General features: G+C 63.2%; 16 protein-coding genes. 3 read left to right on the top strand and 13 right to left on the bottom strand.

The window, feature by feature from the left end; translation table 11 throughout:
* Positions 1-20: 20 nt before the first annotated feature.
* From ACI5KX_RS02730 to ACI5KX_RS02720, 3 genes are read left to right on the top strand one after another with little or no spacing between them, the layout of a single operon-like run.
* Entirely contained in the window at positions 21-437 is a 417-nt protein-coding gene (locus tag ACI5KX_RS02730; protein WP_406809142.1) for a hypothetical protein, read from the top strand.
* Positions 430-1,389 carry a sterol desaturase family protein gene (locus ACI5KX_RS02725; protein WP_406809141.1) on the top strand — a complete coding sequence of 320 codons (960 nt, stop codon included), beginning with the start codon at positions 430-432 and terminating at the stop codon, positions 1,387-1,389. Before ACI5KX_RS02730 ends, ACI5KX_RS02725 begins: the two co-directional genes overlap by 8 nt.
* A gap of 23 nt (positions 1,390-1,412) precedes the next feature.
* The gene (locus ACI5KX_RS02720) at positions 1,413-2,996 is read left to right on the top strand and encodes a GMC family oxidoreductase (RefSeq protein WP_406809140.1); all 1,584 of its coding nucleotides are present in this window, start codon (positions 1,413-1,415) and stop codon (positions 2,994-2,996) included.
* 111 nt (positions 2,997-3,107) lie between these two features.
* Here the strand turns inward: ACI5KX_RS02720 and ACI5KX_RS02715 are convergent, their stop codons facing one another.
* The 13 genes from ACI5KX_RS02715 to rpmI all read right to left on the bottom strand — a co-directional run bounded on the left by ACI5KX_RS02715 (position 3,108) and on the right by rpmI (position 18,137).
* Positions 3,108-5,519 carry a TonB-dependent receptor gene (locus ACI5KX_RS02715; RefSeq protein WP_406809139.1) on the bottom strand — a complete coding sequence of 804 codons (2,412 nt, stop codon included), beginning with the start codon at positions 5,517-5,519 and terminating at the stop codon, positions 3,108-3,110.
* Between the two features lie 263 nt (positions 5,520-5,782).
* Positions 5,783-7,180: an ammonium transporter gene (gene amt, locus ACI5KX_RS02710; RefSeq protein ID WP_406809138.1), complete on the bottom strand. Its 1,398-nt coding sequence runs from the start codon at positions 7,178-7,180 to the stop codon at positions 5,783-5,785.
* Positions 7,181-7,195: 15 nt separating this feature from the next.
* Entirely contained in the window at positions 7,196-7,534 is a 339-nt protein-coding gene (locus ACI5KX_RS02705) for a P-II family nitrogen regulator (protein ID WP_034955711.1), read from the bottom strand.
* Positions 7,535-7,747: 213 nt separating this feature from the next.
* On the bottom strand, positions 7,748-8,320 hold the full coding sequence (locus tag ACI5KX_RS02700; RefSeq protein WP_406809137.1) for a pyridoxamine 5'-phosphate oxidase family protein: 573 nt from the start codon (positions 8,318-8,320) through the stop codon (positions 7,748-7,750).
* Between the two features lie 17 nt (positions 8,321-8,337).
* Positions 8,338-9,219, bottom strand: a complete 882-nt coding sequence (locus ACI5KX_RS02695) for an alpha/beta fold hydrolase (protein ID WP_406809136.1) — start codon at positions 9,217-9,219, stop codon at positions 8,338-8,340.
* Between the two features lie 153 nt (positions 9,220-9,372).
* Entirely contained in the window at positions 9,373-10,908 is a 1,536-nt protein-coding gene (locus ACI5KX_RS02690; RefSeq protein ID WP_406809135.1) for a peptide chain release factor 3, read from the bottom strand.
* The gene (locus tag ACI5KX_RS02685; RefSeq protein WP_406809134.1) at positions 10,905-11,783 is read right to left on the bottom strand and encodes an alpha/beta fold hydrolase; all 879 of its coding nucleotides are present in this window, start codon (positions 11,781-11,783) and stop codon (positions 10,905-10,907) included. The genes ACI5KX_RS02690 and ACI5KX_RS02685 overlap by 4 nt, the downstream gene beginning before the upstream one ends.
* Entirely contained in the window at positions 11,780-14,212 is a 2,433-nt protein-coding gene (gene pheT, locus ACI5KX_RS02680) for a phenylalanine--tRNA ligase subunit beta (RefSeq protein ID WP_406809133.1), read from the bottom strand. The genes ACI5KX_RS02685 and pheT overlap by 4 nt, the downstream gene beginning before the upstream one ends.
* Positions 14,209-15,327 carry a phenylalanine--tRNA ligase subunit alpha gene (gene pheS, locus ACI5KX_RS02675; protein WP_406809132.1) on the bottom strand — a complete coding sequence of 373 codons (1,119 nt, stop codon included), beginning with the start codon at positions 15,325-15,327 and terminating at the stop codon, positions 14,209-14,211. The genes pheT and pheS overlap by 4 nt, the downstream gene beginning before the upstream one ends.
* Positions 15,328-15,423: 96 nt before the next feature.
* Positions 15,424-16,317, bottom strand: a complete 894-nt coding sequence (locus ACI5KX_RS02670) for a helix-turn-helix domain-containing protein (protein WP_406809131.1) — start codon at positions 16,315-16,317, stop codon at positions 15,424-15,426.
* A 69-nt stretch (positions 16,318-16,386) separates the two neighbouring features.
* On the bottom strand, positions 16,387-17,292 hold the full coding sequence (locus tag ACI5KX_RS02665; RefSeq protein WP_406809130.1) for a helix-turn-helix domain-containing protein: 906 nt from the start codon (positions 17,290-17,292) through the stop codon (positions 16,387-16,389).
* Between the two features lie 166 nt (positions 17,293-17,458).
* Positions 17,459-17,818: a 50S ribosomal protein L20 gene (rplT, locus tag ACI5KX_RS02660; RefSeq protein ID WP_406809129.1), complete on the bottom strand. Its 360-nt coding sequence runs from the start codon at positions 17,816-17,818 to the stop codon at positions 17,459-17,461.
* Positions 17,819-17,933: 115 nt separating this feature from the next.
* Positions 17,934-18,137 (bottom strand): 50S ribosomal protein L35, encoded by a 204-nt coding sequence (rpmI, locus tag ACI5KX_RS02655; RefSeq protein ID WP_406809128.1) that lies wholly within the window; start codon positions 18,135-18,137, stop codon positions 17,934-17,936.
* Positions 18,138-18,205 lie beyond the last annotated feature (68 nt).

The raw sequence follows: 18,205 nt of genomic DNA, 5'->3' as shown, positions 1-18,205 counted from the left end.
ATGCCAATCCCCGCATCGCCATGAACATCGACCCGCAAGTGCTGATTTTCGGCGGATCGCTCGTCGCCATATTCGCGCTCGCGGGCCTTGCAGCGCTGATGAAGCTGGGCGGCAATCCCGTGCTTTCGAGCGATGCGGACGCCGCGCGGGCTGCCAGCGAGGTGCACGACGGGTTCATACCTGAAAGGATTGCGCTGGATACCGGCGGCAAGGGCGCGCTGCTGCGCGATGCCGACGGGCGGATCATGGTCATCAAGCGCCACGGCAACCGGTTCGCCGGGCGCATCCTCACCGGTTCTGCGAGCGCATCGGCGAACGGCGAACGCATCGAGATCGCCTCGGGCGAGACCCGGTTTGGCTCGGTCGGGCTTTCCCATCCTGACGCTGCATCTTGGGCAGACGCGATCAATGCACTAGATAAGGAGCACCATGCCTGATTTTTCGCCCACCGAGATAGCCGTGCCGCTGTTCGTCCTCGCCGTGCTGGCGGAGATGGTCTGGGCGCGCTTCAAGCGGCCCGAGGCCTATGAGCCGAAGGATACACTGGTGAGCCTCGCCTTCGGGCTGGGCTCGACTATCGCGGGCGCGCTGTTCGGCGGGTTCGCGCTCTACATCTTCATCGCCGCCTATGAATACCGCATCTTCGAAATGGGGCCGGACTGGTGGACGGTGTGGTGGGCCTGGCCGCTGTGCTTCGTGCTCGACGACCTCAAATATTACTGGGTGCACCGCGCCGGGCACCGCATCCGCTGGATGTGGGCGAGCCATGTGAACCACCATTCGAGCCAGCATTACAACCTCTCGACCGCGCTGCGCCAAAGCTGGACCGGCGCCTTCACCTTCGGATTCCTGTTCGCGCTGCCGCTGGTGCTGCTCGGCTTCCATCCGGGAATGATCGCGATCTGCGCGGGCTTCAACCTGATCTACCAGTTCTGGATTCACACAGAAGCGATCGGCCGGATGCCGCGCTGGTTCGAGGTGGTGATGAACACGCCGAGCCATCACCGCGTGCACCACGCGACCAACCCGCGCTATCTCGACCGCAATTACGCGGGGGTGTTCATCGTGTGGGACAAGATGTTCGGCACGTTCGAGCCCGAGACCGACGAAGAACCGATCCGCTACGGCATCATCAAGCAGCTCGGCAGTTTCAACCTGCTGTGGGCGGTGTTCCATGAATGGATCGGGATGGTTTCCGACATCTGGCGCGCGCCGTGGAAGCACAAGCTGTCCTATCTCCTGCGCGAGCCCGGCTGGACCCATGATGGCTCGCGTGACACCTCGGACACGATTCGCGAGCGCTGGAAAGCCCGACAGCAAGCGGGTGCGGCAGCTCCGGAATCGGTGGCAACTCGAAACCCGATTGAATCCACTCCGGAAGCCGCTTAGGTCTTTCTCCAAGAGGAGAGAGCATGGAGAGTTTCGATTACGTAGTTATCGGTGGCGGCAGCGGCGGCAGCGCGGTGGCCGGCAGGCTCGCGGTCGAGGGCACGCGGCGGGTGTGCCTGATCGAGGCGGGCGGGCGCAACGACAACGTCCTGATCAAGACGCCGGGCTTCATGCCCTTCATCCGCAACTCGTCGAACTACAAATACGATACGGTCCCGCAAAAGGGGCTGAACGGTCGTATCGGTTACCAGCCGCGCGGCAAGGGGCTTGGCGGATCCTCCGCGATCAACGCGATGGTCTATATCCGCGGCAACAAGTGGGATTACGACAACTGGGCCGCGCAGGGCTGCACCGGCTGGGCCTATGACGACGTGCTGCCCTATTTCAAGAAAGCCGAAGCGAACGAGCGCGGGGCAGACGAGTATCACGGCGACGGCGGACCCTTGTTCGTTTCCGACCAGAAATCGCCCAACCCGACCAGCCACGCGTTCGTAGACAGTGCGGCGGCGCTGCAGCTGCGCACCACGAACGATTTCAACGCCGAGAACCAGCAGGGTTTCGGCATGTACCAGGTCACACAGCGCAATGGCGAGCGCTGGTCGGCCTCGCGCGCTTACGTCGAGCCGATCCGCGAACAGGGCAATTTCGCGATCCGCACCAACACTCTGGTCGAGAAACTGGTGATCGAGGGTGGCCGCGTTACCGGCGTGCGCGTCCGGCGCGGCAGGCGCAGCGAAATGATCTACGCAAGGAAAGGCGTGGTCCTGTCGGCGGGTGCTTTCAATTCCCCGCAGATGCTGATGCTGTCCGGCATCGGCCCCGCAGAGCACCTCAAGCAGCTCGGCATCGAGGTCGTGCTGGACAAGCCTGCAGTCGGATCGGACCTGCAGGACCACATCGATTATGTCTCGGGCTGGGAAACCGAATCCGACGTGCCGATCGGCGGAACGCTCAAAGGCACGTTCAAGATGGCAGGCGCGATCCTCGAACACCGCCGCAAGCGCACCGGCGCGATGACGACCTGCTATGCCGAGGCGGGCGGGTTCTGGACCGTGATGGACGATGCCCCCGCACCCGACGTGCAGTGGCACTTCGTCCCCGCCGTGCTCGAAGATCACGGCCGCGAAAACGTGAAAGGCCACGGCTTTTCGCTCCACGCCTGCGTGCTGCGCCCGGAGAGCCGCGGAACCGTGCGGCTGGGATCGAACGATGCAGCCGCTGCGCCGGTCATCGATCCCAATTTCCTCGACGACGAACGCGATATCGAGGTTTTGCGCAGGGGCGTGCGCCTGTCGCACCGGATCGCCGAGGCTCCGCCGCTTCAGGCCTACGGTCCGACCGACCGTCACCCGATCGACCTCAACGACGATGCGGCTCTCGACGAATTGATCCGCAACCGCGCGGACACGGTCTATCACCCGGTCGGCACGTGCCGGATGGGTGCGGACGAGAATGCGGTGGTCGATCCTACGCTCAAGGCGCGCGGGGTCGACGGGCTCTGGATCGCCGACGCCTCGATCATGCCCAAGATCGTAAGCGGCAACACCAACGCCCCGAGCATCATGATCGGCGAGCGTTGTGCCGATTTCATCAAGGCGGCCGAATAGCGGCCTTCAGGCCGTGTCACCGAGAAGACCCCGCGCCGGATGGCGTGCAACAAGAGGAAAGGCCGGGGCGCAAACCCCGGCCTTTCCCGTTTCAGGTCCGGCCCGTTGGGCTCAGAATTCCTTGCGCACCGTCGCTCCGATCGTGCGCGGACTGCCGACCCGGTAGCCGAGCCGTGCTCGCCCGCCGCGTTCGCGGTCGAACGAGAGCAGCGGGTTCTCGTCGAGCACGTTGTTGGCATAAATCGTCAGGCTCAGCCCATTTTCGAAGTCGACCCCGGCGCTGATATTGAGCAGCTGGTAGTCGGGCAGCAGCAGGTCGACCACGACCGGATCTGTGCCCGGCGCCCCGCCGAATGGCAGGCCGGACACGAAGGTCCGCGGGTTGTCCTCCTGGTCGGCCGGCTGGGTGTAGCGCGAGCCGACATGGGTGAACGACGCGGCGAAGAACGCGTCGGCACCATCCGAGATCGGGAATTCGTAGCTGCCGCTCGCCGACAGCTGGAATTCCGGCACCGACGGCAGGCGATTGCCTTCGCGGATTCCCGTCGCCCCGGCCAGCGCTCCCGGCAACGTGGTGTCGAATTCGGCTTCGATATAGCTTCCCGAAAGATTGAAGTTCAGTCCGGGGAACGGGTTGATGCCGAGCTCCGCTTCGATCCCCGCAGAGTGGGCATCGGGCACGTTGAAGACGATGCGCGACGAGCAGCTGCCGGCATCGAGCGTGACCTGTAGATTGCTGATGTCGTTGTAGAAGCCTGCGGCGTTGAAGGTGAAGCCATTGCCCTGGGTCTTGATCCCCAGTTCGTAGTTCCACAGCGTCTCGTCGTCGTAATCCTGGAAGCCTCCGAACAGCGCGAGGTCCTGCGCGTTGCAGAGCGGGACGTTGAGCGGATCGTTGACCCCGCCGAGACGGAAGCCCTGAGATGCCTGTGCGTTCACGGTGATGTCGGGCGTGATGTCGTAGCTGAGCAGGAAGCGCGGCGTGAATCCGTCCGATGCGGTCGTATCGACCACGCCGCTATCGCCATTGGCGAACAGGCCGCCGGTGGTGATGGTGCGGGTTTCCTCGAAATCGTAATACCGCCCACCTGCGGTGAAGGTCAGCGCATCGGTTATGTCGAAGCTCGCCTCGCCGAACACTGCGAACTGCGTGATGTCGTAAGGCAGGTCCGAGTTGAACGGGGAATCGAGGTTCGGGAAGCCGTTGGCCACCGCGGCGGAAGTGCCCGCGCCGAGTGTCGCATCGGTCGCTGCTGCATAGCCCGGAGTGGGCAAGCGCTGTGCGTAGACACGATCGACCTGCGAATAGAAAACGCCGACCAGCCATTGTAGCGGGCCGTCGGTGTCGGAGGCGAGCCGAAGCTCCTGCGTGAAGGTTTCGAGTTCGGTCGTATCGCGCAGATTCGACGGCAGCGTCACCGCCGCGTCGGGATAGCCGAGATCGACCGAAACCGAGCCGGTCAGCGCGCTGGCATCGCGGCTGACGAGGATGTCGCGGTTGATATAGGAGCTGACGCCGGTCAGCGTGACCCCGCCGAAATCGGCTTCGACCACGACGTCGGCGATAAAGGTTTCGTCTTCGAACGCCTCCTGCAGCAACAGATATTGCTCGCGTTCGCCCAGCTGGATCGGCGGGCGCGTGGTTGTGAACGGGTTGGCGAACAGGTTGAAAATTTCCTGCCGGTTGAACCCGTTTGCCGTGGTTTTTTGGTAGATCACACGCGGAGTGATGCTGAAGCCCTCACCCGTATCGAGCGTCAGCGCGAGCCGTCCGCCATAGCGCTCCCCGCTGTTGATGTTCTCGCCGCCGCCTGGGCCGAGCGCGTCGATGAAGCCGGCATATTCGGTGTAATATCCCACCGCCCGCATCGCCATGTTGTCGCCCAGCGGGAGATTGATCGCGCCTTTGGTATGCCAGCCGATATCGCCGCCTTCGAGGACGTTGACGTTGGCTTCTACCGCGCCTTCCGTCACGCCGACGGTCGGCTGGTTGGTGATGTAGCGGATCGTACCGCCGACGCTGCCCGATCCGAACAGGGTGCCCTGCGGTCCGCGCAGGGTTTCGACGCGGTTGAGATCGAACAGGTCGAGATCGGGGGTGAACAGCGAAAGCGAAATAACGGACTCATCGAGATAGACGCCGACCTGCTCCTTGACGCCCGGCTGATCGCGCACGACCTGACCCGCGGAGACGCCGCGAACCGAAACCTGGCTCTGGCCCGGGCCGAGGTTCTGCACCGAAAGACCCGCGACGTTGCGCGAGATATCTTCAAGATTGGTCGCGCCGGATTTCTGGATGTCTTCGGCAGTCAGCGCGCTGATCGAGAACGGAATATCCTGGATGGTGGAGTCGCGCTTCGTCGCGGTTACGACGATGACGTTGCCGCTTACGCGTTCGTCACTCTCTTGTTCATCCTGATCCTGCGCCATGGCCGGGCCGGCCCCGAGCGCGAGCGCGCAGCCCGTCAGCAGTACGTGACGCAAGCGAAACCGGAAATTCGGATTTTTCGGCGTGGTGGCCATGTGCTCTCTCCTTTGAATGGCGGGTCTTTTCGCCCGATGACCGCAAGTTGGCTCCCGAAATTGCGAAAACTCAAGAGTCTGGCCTCGAATGCCGCGATTTTTTACAGTTCTGTGTAACGCGCCCGCCACACAGCAAAATCGCAAAAAAAGGGCCGAAGCACGAATGCTCCGGCCCGTATCAGTCTGTTCGTTCGCAGGAGGAACGAGTGGAGGCGGGGGAGAAGGGAGAGGAGAGAGTTCCTCCCCCGCCAAACTGGTTACGCTCAGGTGGTCCGAGCGAATTCCGGATAGGCTTCCACCCCGATTTCGGCGTGGTCGAGCCCGGCGGTCTCGTCTTCTTCCGAAGGCCGGACACCGATGGTGTATTTGAGGGCCAGCCAGACGATTGCCGAGGCTGCGCAGACCCAAACGGCTGTCGCTACGACGCCGTAAGCCTGCACACCGAGCTGCTGCATGACGGTCAGCTGGACGCCATCCACTTCCGACTGGGTGCTGTAGGCGACCACGAGGGTGCCCCAGATTCCTGCGAACAGGTGGACCGGGATAGCACCGACAACGTCGTCGATCTTGAGCTTGTCGAGCAGTGGTACGGTGAAGACCACGATCGCTCCGCCGATGGCGCCGATCACGATCGATGCGCCGACCGACGGTGCCAGTGGCTCTGCGGTGATCGACACAAGGCCGGCCAGCGCGCCATTGAGCGCCATGGTGACGTCAGCCTTCTTGTAGCGAAGCTGGGTGAGGACGATCGCCGTAACCACACCGCCGGCTGCGGCCATGTTGGTGTTGACGAAGATCTTCGAGACGTCGGAAACATCGCCAACGGTGCCCATCGCCAGCTGCGATGCGCCGTTGAACCCGAACCAGCCGAGCCACAGGATGAAGGTGCCGAGCGTCGCCAGCGGGATGTTCGAACCCGGGAAGACGTTGACCTTGCCGTCGGCGCCATACCGTCCGAGACGCGAGCCGATGATGAGAGCACCGACCAGGGCAGCCCAGCCGCCGGTCGAGTGCACCAGCGTCGAGCCTGCGAAATCGCTGAAGCCCATGCCATCGAGGAAGCCTGCGCCCCATTCCCAGCTGACGACAACCGGATAGATGATGCCGGTCAGCACGGTGACGAAGATGAAGAACGGAACGATCTTCACCCGCTCGGCCACGGTGCCCGACACGATCGAAGCGGTGGTGGCGCAGAAGACCATCTGGAAGAACCAGTCGGACGCGACCGAGTAGCCCGTTTCGAGATCGGCTTCGCCGACCGGCTGCATTCCGTAGATACCGGAAAATCCGCCGATATAGCCGTTGAAATCGCCCGGATAGGCGATGTTGTAGCCGATCACCCAGAACATCAGGCCGGCGATCGAATAGAGGCCGATATTCTTGAGGCACTGTGTGGACGTGTTCTTTGAACGGACCAGCCCGGCCTCGAGCATGGCGAAACCGGCCGCCATCCACATCACCAGGAATCCGCCGATCAGGAACAGCAGGGTATTGAAGATATAGGCGGTGCCGCCGCTGACGGCGTCGGCCGCAGGTGCTGCAGTTTCCGCAACGGCTTCGACCACTTCGGCTGCCTCGGCCACCGGAGCTGCCATGGCGGGCCCTGCGATCAGCGCAGCGCCAGCCGTCAGGGCAGCACATGTCAGGAAAGTACGTTTCATGATGTCTGTCCCCTATTAGAGTGCGGTTTCGCCGCTTTCGCCGGTGCGAATGCGGGTTGCCGATGCGAGGTCGAGCACGAAGATCTTGCCGTCGCCGATCGCTTCGGTGTTGGCGGTCTGCTGGATCGTTTCGACGACCTGCGCGGCGATATCGTCGCTCGCGGCGATCTCGAGCTTCACTTTCGGCAGCATGTTGGTGGAGTATTCCGCGCCGCGATAGATTTCGGTCTGGCCCTTTTGGCGCCCGAAACCCTTGACCTCGGAAACGGTCATTCCGGCGACCCCGATGGCGCCCAGCGCTTCGCGGACCTCATCGAGCTTGAACGGTTTTATGATGGCGATGATGAACTTCATCCGTGCCCCCTTTGGCTCACCGGGCACATCCCGGTAAGCACAGAGCAGCAAGAGCCGTGCCAGAATCGACGGAAAGACTTGACGCAACGGAATCAACCGATTCCTTCGCACCTGCACAAAACTGGATGCCTAGTTTTTAACCTTCTGGTTACTTTTTAGGCAATGACTGCTGAATTAGTGCCCTTGAGGCGCCCCGCTTGCACATTTCGTGCGTCAATCGGCGCCGGCAATATAACGATCGGTCGCGCGGGTCGGCAGGCCGTCGATGCTCTGCGTCCGACCGGCCACCTTGGTGGTCCACGCGTCGGGCTCCATCTGGCGATGTGCCTTCTTCAATGTCTCGCGCTCCGCCTCGAAACTCATGAAGGGCACACCCCAGCCGCAAGAGGTCTGTACGCTTTCGACCGTAATGTCGAAGATTTGCCGCGTGCCGGGGAGCATGGTGAAGTGGTCGGCCAGCCGTTCCCAAGCTTCATCTTGAGGAAGCACTGGCGTGGCCTTGCCATAGATCCGCAAAATGAGCGCAGGCCGATCGAAATTGCAGAACATCAGCGTGATCCGGCCCTTGTCCGCCTGATCCGCGGTCACATGCGCGTGGGTCTCGTTGCCCGATCCGGCGAGATCGAGATAGGCAACCCGCGTGGGAGAGATCACGCGGAATGCGTCGTAGCCCTTGGGGCTGAGATTGATGCGGCCATCGGCGGCGGCGGTGGCGACGAAGAACACCGGCTGCTTCTCGATCATCGCCACATGCTTGGGCTCGAGCACGTCGAAGAAATCAGCCATGTCGTGTCTCCGTATAACTAGAGGAAGTCGCGGAGGACTCCGATGAACCTGTCGAACTGGTCATGGTGGAGCCAGTGCCCGGCCTTGTCGAACTCGATCACCTTGGCGGTCTTGAAGTGTTCGATCCGCCCGTCCTTTTCCGGGTTCGAGGCCCAGCTGTCGGCGCCGTAGAGCAGCAGCGTGGGGCACTCGATCGCGGCCCAGGTCGCCTCCATAAATTCGTCGGCAACGTCTTCGACGCCCCAGACGTTGAGGTGCGGGTCGAACTTCCAGCTGTAGGTTCCATCCTCGTTGCGGTTGACGCCGTGGACCGTGAGATGCCGCGCCTGTTCCTCGGTGAGGTAGGAGTTTTCCTCGATCATCCGCGCGAACGCAGCCTCGATGCTGTCGTATTTGCGCGGGGACCGGCCAGCCGCGGCGCGCTTCTTCTCGATCCATTCGCGCATCCGCTCGGGATAGGGCGTGGCGCGTTGCTTTTCCTTCCATTCGGGCGACGGGCCGAGTCCCTCGATCGCCACCAGCTTGGTGACCATCTCGGGGAACATGCCGGCGTAGCGCAGTGCGACATTCCCGCCCATCGAATGCGCCACCATTCGCACCGGTCCGACGCCCAACTGGTGGATCAGCTGCGCGAGATCGTAAACCATGTCTCCGGCGGAATAATTGCCGTCGGAGACCCAGTCGCTGTCGCCATGCCCGCGGTGATCCATCGCGATGACATGATACTCGTCGCGCAAGGCCTCGGCGGTCCAGTCCCAGCTGCGTGCGTGGTCGCGTCCGCCATGGACAAGCACCAGCGGGGGCTTGCTGTCTTTGTCTCCGGGCCCGCCCCAATCTTCGTAATTGAGCTTGAGGCGCTGCGAGATGAATGACTGCGAGGTAGGGCCTGTACCGTTCATGCCGCTCCCATGCCGTGCGATTTCTGCGGCGACAAGGATAATACTCAATCCCGCTCGCCCTGAGCTTGTCGAAGGGCTGTCCTTCTTCTTGGGGAAGGTGGGATTGAAGAAGTGCAGTGCTTCGACAAGCTCAGCACGAGCGGATTCAGAACCTCAGCGCTCCTTGGTCGCCGAAAAGGTCAGCTCGGGGTTCTTTTCGACCTGGTAGTTCACGTCCCATGGGCTCTTGGCCATGAAGACGAGGTCGCCGTCGCGGTCGCGCGCGAGATTGGCGCGGTTGAAGCTCTCGAACTCGTCCAAAGCTTTCGCCTCGCCCTTGAGCCAGCGCGCGGTGGCGAAAGGCGAGGCTTCGAGCGCCGCCTCGACCTTGTACTCGGCCTCGAGCCGGGCGATCAGCACGTCGAGCTGGAGCTGGCCGACGACCCCGACGATGTGCTGCGCGCCGATCTCGGGATAGAACACCTGGATCACGCCCTCTTCGGAAAGATCGTCGAGCGCTTTCCTCAACTGTTTGGTCTTGGTCGGGTCCTTGAGCTGGACGCGGCGCAGGATCTCGGGCGCGAAATTCGGCAGGCCGGAGAAGCGCACCTTGTCCTTCTCGCTCAGCGTATCCCCGACCCGCAAGGTGCCGTGATTGGGAATGCCGATGATGTCGCCCGCTTGCGCCGTGTCGGCGATTTCGCGGTCCTGCGCGAAGAACAGGATCGGGGAATGGATCGCGATCGGCTTGCCGAGGCCCGAGGGCGTCAGCTTCATCCCGCGTTTGAAGGTGCCCGAAACCTGCCGCATGAAGGCGATCCGGTCGCGGTGGTTGGGGTCCATATTGGCCTGCACCTTGAAGATGAAGCCGGTGACCTCGTCGCGCTCGGGGCTGATCTGCTCTTCGCCCGCCGGCTGCGGGCGCGGCGGCGGCGCGAACTTGGCGATCGCGTCGATCAGTTCCTCGACCCCGAAATTCTTGAGCGCCGATCCGAAATAGACCGGCGTCATGTCGCCATTGCGGTACGCTTCGAGGTCGAATTCCGGATAGCCGATCTGCGAGAGCTCGACGTTCTCAGCGATTTCGTCGGGCAGGTCGAAATCGCTCAGCCTCGTGCCGAGGAATTCCTTGCTGCCGCCTTCGGGCACGGCGACCTCGCCGCTGGCGAAATCGAGGATGCCCTGGAACTGCCCGCCCATGCCGACGGGGTACATCTGCGGCGATACGTCGAGCGCGAGCATGTCGGCGATCTCGTCGAGCAGTTCGAACACCGGGCGGCCTTCGCGGTCGACCTTGTTGACGAAAGTGATGATCGGCACGCTGCGCAACCGGCAGACCTCGAACAGCTTGCGGGTTTGCGGCTCGATGCCCTTCGCGGCGTCGATCACCATGATCGCCGAATCGACCGCGGTCAGCGTCCGGTAGGTGTCTTCGGAAAAGTCCTCGTGCCCAGGCGTGTCGAGCAGGTTGAAGGTGATGGGCTCACCGTCATACTCCTTCTCGAAGGTCATCACCGAGGAGGTGACCGAAATGCCGCGCTGCTGCTCGATCTTCATCCAGTCCGAGCGCGCGCGCCGCGCCTGCCCGCGCGCCTTGACCTCGCCGGCAAGGTGGATCGCGCCGCCTTGGAGCAGCAGCTTTTCGGTAAGCGTGGTCTTGCCCGCGTCGGGGTGCGAAATGATCGCGAAGGTGCGGCGATTGGATGTCATGGTCGTATGGGTTCCTGTCGCCGGTCGGCGACGGCGCAATGGTGGGAGACTTCCTGCAGGATATGGTCCCAGGTTGCGCGATTGAAATACATGTGCCCCGCTTGCGGCAGGATGCGGAATTGCCCGGCAAGCGATAGCCCCGCCGATTTGCGACCGTGGTCTGGCGGGACAAGAGGGTCGTACTCGCCGGTCAGGAACAGCAGGGGCACGTCGCATTCGGTAAGCTCGTGTGCGAGGCTGTCTGGAACCGTAGAAACCGCATGGATGTGGTTGTCCGCGACCTGATGGTTGGACGCAGGCCCATCATAAAGCGCACGCGTGTACCCAACCGCCAGGTTCTCTTCGATTTCGATCGCGCCGTTTAGCAGGTTCCAGCTTGTCAGCCAGCCAGCGAGATCGCTTTCGAAATCGCCTTTCGGCTGGTTGGCGAGCAGCTTGGGCCACAGACTTGCATCGGGGGAAGACAATTCCAATCGCTGCTTCCCGTCTTCCGAATGCACCGGACCTGTGGCCATCGCTACACTACCCAGCATTCGGTGCGGATACCGGCATGCCATCATCTGGACGATGTACCCGCCCATCGAATGGCCGACCAGGTGGGCCTTCCCGGCACCGAGCTCCGCTTGCAGCGCAAGCACATCGCCGATCAGAGCGTCAATGGAATAGGGTGCGTCGAAATGCGTCGAAATCCCGGTGTCCCGGTGCCAAAAGCGAACCACGCGGAAGCCCTTGCCGGCCAGCCCGTCGCAGAAATCGCGCGGCCAGAATTCGGCAGGTGCGCCTGCGCCCGAAATCAGAATGATCAGGGGGCGCAGCGGCTCGCCGAACTCTTCAAGGTGGAGCTCGACTCCGTCGTTCCGGCAAACCTGAATCAACCGCGCAGCTCCGCTCCCTGCTTGGCGGCGCTTGCGACGATCGCTTCCGAAATCGCCTTGAGATCGGCGTCCTTGTAGCTCTTGTCCTGCGGCTGGAGCGTCACTTCGACCGCGACCGATTTCTTGCCCTCGGGCACGCCCTGTCCGGCGAAGACGTCGAACACGCGCGCGTCGACGATGTTCGCCCAAGAGAGATCACGCGCCGCACCCTTGACCGCGCGCACGAGGTCTGCAGCGGCGAGGTCGGCGGGGACGAGGAAGGCGAAATCGCGCGTCACCGATTGCAGCGCGGGCGGCGAATATGTCGGGCGGGCGAAGCTCGGCGGGCCGCTTGCCGCCTTCTTCTTCGGCAGCGCGTCGAGGAAGATCTCTACCGCCACGACCGGGCCATCGATATCGAACGCCTTGAGCGTTGCCGGATGCAGCATGCCGAAGCGCGCCAGCACGTTCTTCGGCCCGAGCCGCAGCGTCGCCGACTGGCCAGGGTGGAACTGTGCCCCTGCCTCGCCCATCACCACGAGGTTAGCGACAGGTGCTCCGGCGGCTTCGAGCAGCTCGATTGCAGCCGCCTTGGCATCGTAGGCATCGAACATCTGCGCCTTGCCGGTAGCCCAGCCGCGCTCGACCTTCTCACCGGCGAGCAGCACGCCGAGCGTCGGTCGCTCGTCGCTCAGCCCGTCTGGACCGCGGAAGTAGCGACGCCCGATTTCGAATAGCCGCGAAGAGGCGCTGCCGCGTTTGGCCGCCTCGCGCGCCGCCATCAGCAGACCCGGGATCAGCGAGGGGCGCATGACCTTCATGTCCTCGCTGATCGGGTTGGCGAGCTTCCACAGATCGTCCGTGGCAGTGAAATGAGAGGCTTCACTCTCGGGGAGGAATGACCACGTGATCGCCTCGTTGAGGCCGCTTGCCGCTGCCGCGCGGCGCAGCTTGCGTTCCACCACCTGCTCGGGCGTCGCAGTGGGTTTGGCGACGCCCTCGGCGCGCGGAAGCGCGGTGCTGGCAACTGTGTCGAGACCATGGATGCGCACGACTTCCTCGACGAGGTCCGCCGGCCCTTCGATATCGTGGCGGCGCAGCGGGCAGGTGACCTGCCAAGCCTGCCCCGGACTTGATCCGGGGTCGGCTACTTCGAAGCCGAGGCTTTCGAGGATGCGGCGCTGTTCGTCTTCCGGCACATCGACACCGCCCAGCTTCGCGGTGCGGGCCGGATCGAATTGCACGACCTTGGGCTCGCTCGGCGGCGAACCGGCCTGCACCGCTTCGCTCGCCTGTCCGCCCGCCAGTTCGACGATCAGCCCGGTGAGAAGATCGAGCCCTTCCTGCAGCCACGCCGGATCGACCCCGCGCTCGAACCGCGTGCGCGCATCCGAAGCAAGGCCGAGCTTGCGCCCGGTCACGCCTATGCGCGCCGGATTGAAATAGGCGATTTCGAGCAGCACATCGGTCGTATCCTCCTGCACGCCCGAATTCTCGCCGCCCATGATCCCGGCGATGTCGTGGACTTCCTTCTCGTCCGCGATCACCGTCATGGTCTCGTCGAGCGTGTAGGTCTTCTCGTTGAGCGCCAGCACCTGCTCGCCATCCTCGGCGCGCCGCGCGACCACGGCGCCGTGCAGCTTCGCCATGTCATAGGCGTGCGCCGGACGGCCATAGGCCAGCATCAAATAGTTGGTGAGGTCGACCAGCAGCGAGATCGGGCGCTGGCCCGCGCTCTTCAGCCGCTGTTGCAGCCAGTCGGGCGACGGGCCGTTTGTCACACCCTTCACCACGCGGCCATAGAACGCCGGGCAGCCTTCGGGATCGTCGGTGCGGATTTCGACCGGGCATGCGCCCTCTGCGGTGAACTCGGGGAAGGCGATCGGCTTCAGCGTACCGAGACCTTTCGCCGCAAGGTCGCGCGCGATCCCGTACACGCCCATGCAATCGGGGCGGTTGGGCGTGATCGCAACGTCGATGACCGGCGAAGAACCGTGATAATCGGCGAACGAGTGGCCGACCGGCGCATCCTCGGGCAATTCGATGATGCCGTCGTGTTCTTCGCCCAGTTCGAGCTCGCGCACCGAGCACATCATACCGTTCGATTCGACCCCGCGGATCGCGCTCTTGCGCAATTCCATGCCGTTCGACGGGACGACCGCGCCGGGCTGTCCGAGCACGCCCTTCATCCCCGCACGCGCATTGGGCGCGCCGCACACGACCTGCAGCGGATCGCCCTCGCCGGTGTCGACCGTGAGCACCTGCAACTTGTCGGCATCGGGATGCTTTTCGGCGGTCAGCACCTTGGCGACGGTGAAGCCTGCGAGCTTTTCCGCCGGGTCTTCGACGCCTTCGACTTCGAGCCCGATCGCAGTCAGCGCTTCGAGGATCTCCGCGAGCGACGCATCGGTTTCGAGATGGTCCTTGAGCCAGGTGATCGAAAACTTCATGCGCCCGCTCCCACACCGGCGGAAAGCGTTGGCTGGTCGACCGCCGCGAATCCGTAATGCGAAAGCCAGCGCGGATCGCCGTCGAAGAAGGCGCGCAGATCGTTCATGCCGTATTTGAGCATGGCGAGCCGGTCTACGCCGAGACCCCAGGCAAAGCCCTGCCACTGATCGGGATCGAACCCGCCCATTTCGAGCACGCGGCGGTTCACCATCCCGCTGCCCAGCAGCTCCATCCATTCATAGCCCGGATCGTCGCCGTTCCCGCCGACCACGCGCCGCCCGTTCTCGTTGGAGTAGCCGACATCGGCCTCCACGCTCGGTTCGGTGAACGGGAAGTAGGACGGGCGCAGGCGCAGGACGATGTCGTCGCGCTCGAAGAACGCCTTGAGGAAGGTCTCGAGCGTCCACTTGAGGTGGCCGAGATGGATATCGCGATCGATCACGAGGCCTTCGACCTGGTGGAACATCGGCGTGTGGGTCGCGTCGCTGTCCGAACGGTAAACGCGGCCTGGCGCGATCAGCCGCATCGGGGCGCCGCCGGGATTGGCCTTGGCGATCGCCTGCATCGAGCGGATCTGCACCGGCGAGGTGTGCGTGCGCAGCAGCATCTGACCGCCATCGGGGGCGGCGTCCGGGAAATAGAAGGTATCATGCATCGCACGCGCGGGATGGCTTTCGTCCATGTTGAGCGCAGTGAAGTTGTGCCAGTCGTCTTCGATCTCGGGACCGGTGGCGACGGTGAAGCCGAGGTCGGCGAAGATCTCCGCCAGTTCGTCCATCACCTGGCTCACCGGATGGACCGAGCCTTTCGGCGCGGCGGGCGCGGGCAACGTCAGGTCGATCGTCTCGCTCGCCAGCTGCGCTTCGAGAGCGGCCGCTTCCAGCGCCGCCTTCTTCGCCTCGATCGCATCGGCGATTTCGGCGCGCACGGCCTGGATGGCCGGCGCGGCCTCTTGCCGTTCTTCGGGGCTCATTCCCCCGAGCGTCTTCAGCGCAAGGCTCACCCAGCCTTTCTTGCCGAGCGCCGCGACCCGCTGTTCCTCGAGCGCGTCGAGCGTGGCGGCATCGGCAATGGCGGCCAGCGCCGCCTGTTTCTGTGATGTCAATTCGGTCATTGTCAGCTCAATCGATTGAGCGGGTCCGCTAGCGTCAAATGGCTGGCAAGGCAAAGTGCCAATGCCTTGTTGGCGGGATTTTCTCGCGCCCCGCGGCTAATTGGCAGCGCTCGGGCGATGGAGCCCTTGCACCGCCTCACCCGCGATCTCCATCCGGGCGCGTGCCGCAGCGATCAGGATCGGCTTGTCCAGCCTGGCGTATTCGCTCGGGCTCATACCCATAAAGCGTTGGAAGTCGCGCACGAAGTGGGCCTGATCATGATACTGGTAATCGAGCGTTTTCAGCCACTTCATGGAAGGGTCGAGCATGAATTGCGCAAGGCTGCGCAGGAAGCGCTGGCGCCTGAGCAAGATTTTTGGCGGAAAGCCGAATGCCCTCAGCGAAAGGCGTTCCAGCGAACGCACGTTCATTCCGACGCGGTCGGCCAGCCCGGCTACGCTACCAATCTCGGGATCGACCAGCGCGGCATTCACTTCGGCAATAGCTTCATGCGTCTCGATACCGGATTCGAGAACTTCACCCATATGCGCTTCGATAAGGGCGAGCTCTTCGTCGAAATCGCCGCTCGATACAGACAGCGTCTGAGCCAGCGACCGGAATCCGGCGAAGGCAGAATCTTCGAAGCCGTCGACGAAGCGATCCGCATAATCGCAGGCCTGCGCACCGATCAGTGCCGCCCATCCAAGCGGCAGCAGGCCGATGCCCCAACTGCGCCCGGAACCGATGCGAAAGCGGGTCGAGCGGCTGGTCGGGCCAGTCACGGCGAAGTCCGGGCTCCGGCGGAGCGGATCGGAGCCGATTGCCGCTTCACCAAGGCTGTCGGACAGGATCCTGAGATTGGACCACTCGGGATGCAGGTAGTCTTCGATGTAGGGTTCGGAGGGCGAGCAAACCGCATCGGTCCTGTAGTACGTCGTCACATAAGGACGCAGTTCCGGTGCGGGCAGCGCGAAACGGATAGTAATGGCATTCCCGGTTTCGGCGTGCATTCAGTCTCCCGATTGCTGGTGATTGCGGCCCGTTATCACACGGGGCTACACTAATCGGGGGGACCGGGTCTAGTCGCGCGACGGACTGTCCAGCGCCTGAGCGGCGCTGCCCCACACCCGCGCACGCGCTTCGATGAAAGATGCGAGGATCGGATGGTCGAGGTGCGCGTATTCGCTCGGGTTCATGGTCATGAACTCGTGAAACTCGCGGGTGAATTGCGCCTGGTCGTGATAATCGCCATCCATCACTTCGGTCCAGCGGCTGCCCCGATGCAGCATGTAACTCGCCAGGCTGCGGGTAAAGCGCTGGCGTCGCATCAGCTTCTTGGGCGTGAACCCGAAGTAACGGCGACACAGTCGCTCGAGCGAGCGGATGCTCATCGCGCAGGCATCGGCGAGGTCTCCGACGGCGAGGAAGTTCCCCTCGACCAGAGCCCTGTGCACGCGCACGATCTTGAGCTCGTCGCGGTTCGGACGCATCAGGCTCTCCATCTCCTGGATGATGGTTGCCAACTGGTCCTCGCGCGCCGCTTCGGGGTCGCACAAGACCCGCGATAGGCGGTCGAACTTGGCGAATGCGGGGTGCTGCGACCCGTCCCAAAGGCCGTTTGCCAGATCGAACGCATCGGCTTCGATAAACCGCGCCCAGCCAAGCGGAAGGAAGCCTATGCCCCACATCTCCGATGCGCCGAGCTCGAATTTGCAGGGCAGTGAACTCGGGCCGGTCGCAGTGAAGCCGGCCCCCGCAACGCGGTGCGATCCGATCTCGGCCTCGGGGCAGGCTCCTGCGAAAAACCGGATGTTGGCCCATTCGGGTTGCAGGTAATCCTGCACGAATCCGTCCCCGTCGACCTGCAGCGACATGTGATAGAATGTCGTGAAACAGCCGTCGAACTGCTCGGGCGGTGTGTAGAAGTGGCTGCGAACCCGGTAGTCCTCGCCCGAACTCTTTCCGATGTTTATCCCCGACGCCATGCAGGGCGTTTGCCTGAATTGGCGCGTTCATACAAGAACTGTGGCGGGTTCATACAAGCGGCGCGCAGCCGCGGATGCACTTAAAAAGGGGCTCCAGCGTATGCCGAAGCCCCCTTTTTCAGTATTTTGATGGCGCTCGCCGATGCCGCGGCACGGCGATGCGAACTTATGCGGGAAGCGCGTCTTTCGCCTGGGCGATGATCGACTTGAATGCCGCTTCCTCGTTCATGGCGAGATCGGCCATGACCTTGCGGTCGAGCTCGATACCAGCAAGCTTCACGCCGTGCATAAACTGCGAATAGGTCAGGCCTTCGGCGCGGACGGCCGCGTTGATGCGCTGGATCCACAGCGCGCGGAAATTGCGCTTTTTGACCTTGCGATCGCGGTAAGCGTACTGGCCGGCCTTTTCGACGGCCTGGCGCGCGATGCGGATGGTGTTCTTGCGGCGACCGCGATAGCCCTTGGCTTGGTCGAGGATCCGCTTGTGCTTGGCGCGAGTGGTCACGCCGCGTTTGATGCGAGGCATTTCGTATATCCTTTCAGAATTCTGCTCCGGCCCGCTCCCCCGCCCTTCCACCCGGATGATCCCCCGGTAGGTTCCGGGCGGAAGGGCGGGGGAGCGGGCTGGCTAGGCCGCGTGATCAATCAAGCCCGTACGGGGCCCATTTCTTCACCGTCTTTGTGTCCGCGTCGGACAGGACGGTGGTGCCGCGGTTCTGGCGGATATACTTCGCATTGTGGCTGATCAGGCGGTGACGCTTGCCAGCGACGCCGTGCTTGACCTTGCCGTTTGCGGTGATCTTGAAGCGCTTCTTCACACCGCTCTTGGTCTTAAGCTTGGGCATTTTCATCTCCTTTGTTCAGAGACACATTGGACCAGCCCTGGCAGCCCTTGTCGCCAGGCCGGACTCGG

The organism is Erythrobacter sp. GH1-10, assembly GCF_045363165.1.
In the GTDB taxonomy this organism is placed as follows: domain Bacteria; phylum Pseudomonadota; class Alphaproteobacteria; order Sphingomonadales; family Sphingomonadaceae; genus Erythrobacter.
Note: the sequence above shows the minus strand (reverse complement) of the source record. Positions and strands in the feature narration are given on the sequence as shown.

Coding starts and splice junctions, on each gene's coding strand:
- ACI5KX_RS02730 (WP_406809142.1), top strand. CDS start 21: ATGAACATCGACCCGCAAGTGCTGATTTTCGGCGGATCGCTCGTCGCC.
- ACI5KX_RS02725 (WP_406809141.1), top strand. CDS start 430: ATGCCTGATTTTTCGCCCACCGAGATAGCCGTGCCGCTGTTCGTCCTC.
- ACI5KX_RS02720 (WP_406809140.1), top strand. CDS start 1,413: ATGGAGAGTTTCGATTACGTAGTTATCGGTGGCGGCAGCGGCGGCAGC.
- ACI5KX_RS02715 (WP_406809139.1), bottom strand. CDS start 5,519: ATGGCCACCACGCCGAAAAATCCGAATTTCCGGTTTCGCTTGCGTCAC.
- amt (WP_406809138.1), bottom strand. CDS start 7,180: ATGAAACGTACTTTCCTGACATGTGCTGCCCTGACGGCTGGCGCTGCG.
- ACI5KX_RS02705 (WP_034955711.1), bottom strand. CDS start 7,534: ATGAAGTTCATCATCGCCATCATAAAACCGTTCAAGCTCGATGAGGTC.
- ACI5KX_RS02700 (WP_406809137.1), bottom strand. CDS start 8,320: ATGGCTGATTTCTTCGACGTGCTCGAGCCCAAGCATGTGGCGATGATC.
- ACI5KX_RS02695 (WP_406809136.1), bottom strand. CDS start 9,219: ATGAACGGTACAGGCCCTACCTCGCAGTCATTCATCTCGCAGCGCCTC.
- ACI5KX_RS02690 (WP_406809135.1), bottom strand. CDS start 10,908: ATGACATCCAATCGCCGCACCTTCGCGATCATTTCGCACCCCGACGCG.
- pheT (WP_406809133.1), bottom strand. CDS start 14,212: ATGAAGTTTTCGATCACCTGGCTCAAGGACCATCTCGAAACCGATGCG.
- pheS (WP_406809132.1), bottom strand. CDS start 15,327: ATGACCGAATTGACATCACAGAAACAGGCGGCGCTGGCCGCCATTGCC.
- ACI5KX_RS02670 (WP_406809131.1), bottom strand. CDS start 16,317: ATGCACGCCGAAACCGGGAATGCCATTACTATCCGTTTCGCGCTGCCC.
- ACI5KX_RS02665 (WP_406809130.1), bottom strand. CDS start 17,292: ATGGCGTCGGGGATAAACATCGGAAAGAGTTCGGGCGAGGACTACCGG.
- rplT (WP_406809129.1), bottom strand. CDS start 17,818: ATGCCTCGCATCAAACGCGGCGTGACCACTCGCGCCAAGCACAAGCGG.
- rpmI (WP_406809128.1), bottom strand. CDS start 18,137: ATGCCCAAGCTTAAGACCAAGAGCGGTGTGAAGAAGCGCTTCAAGATC.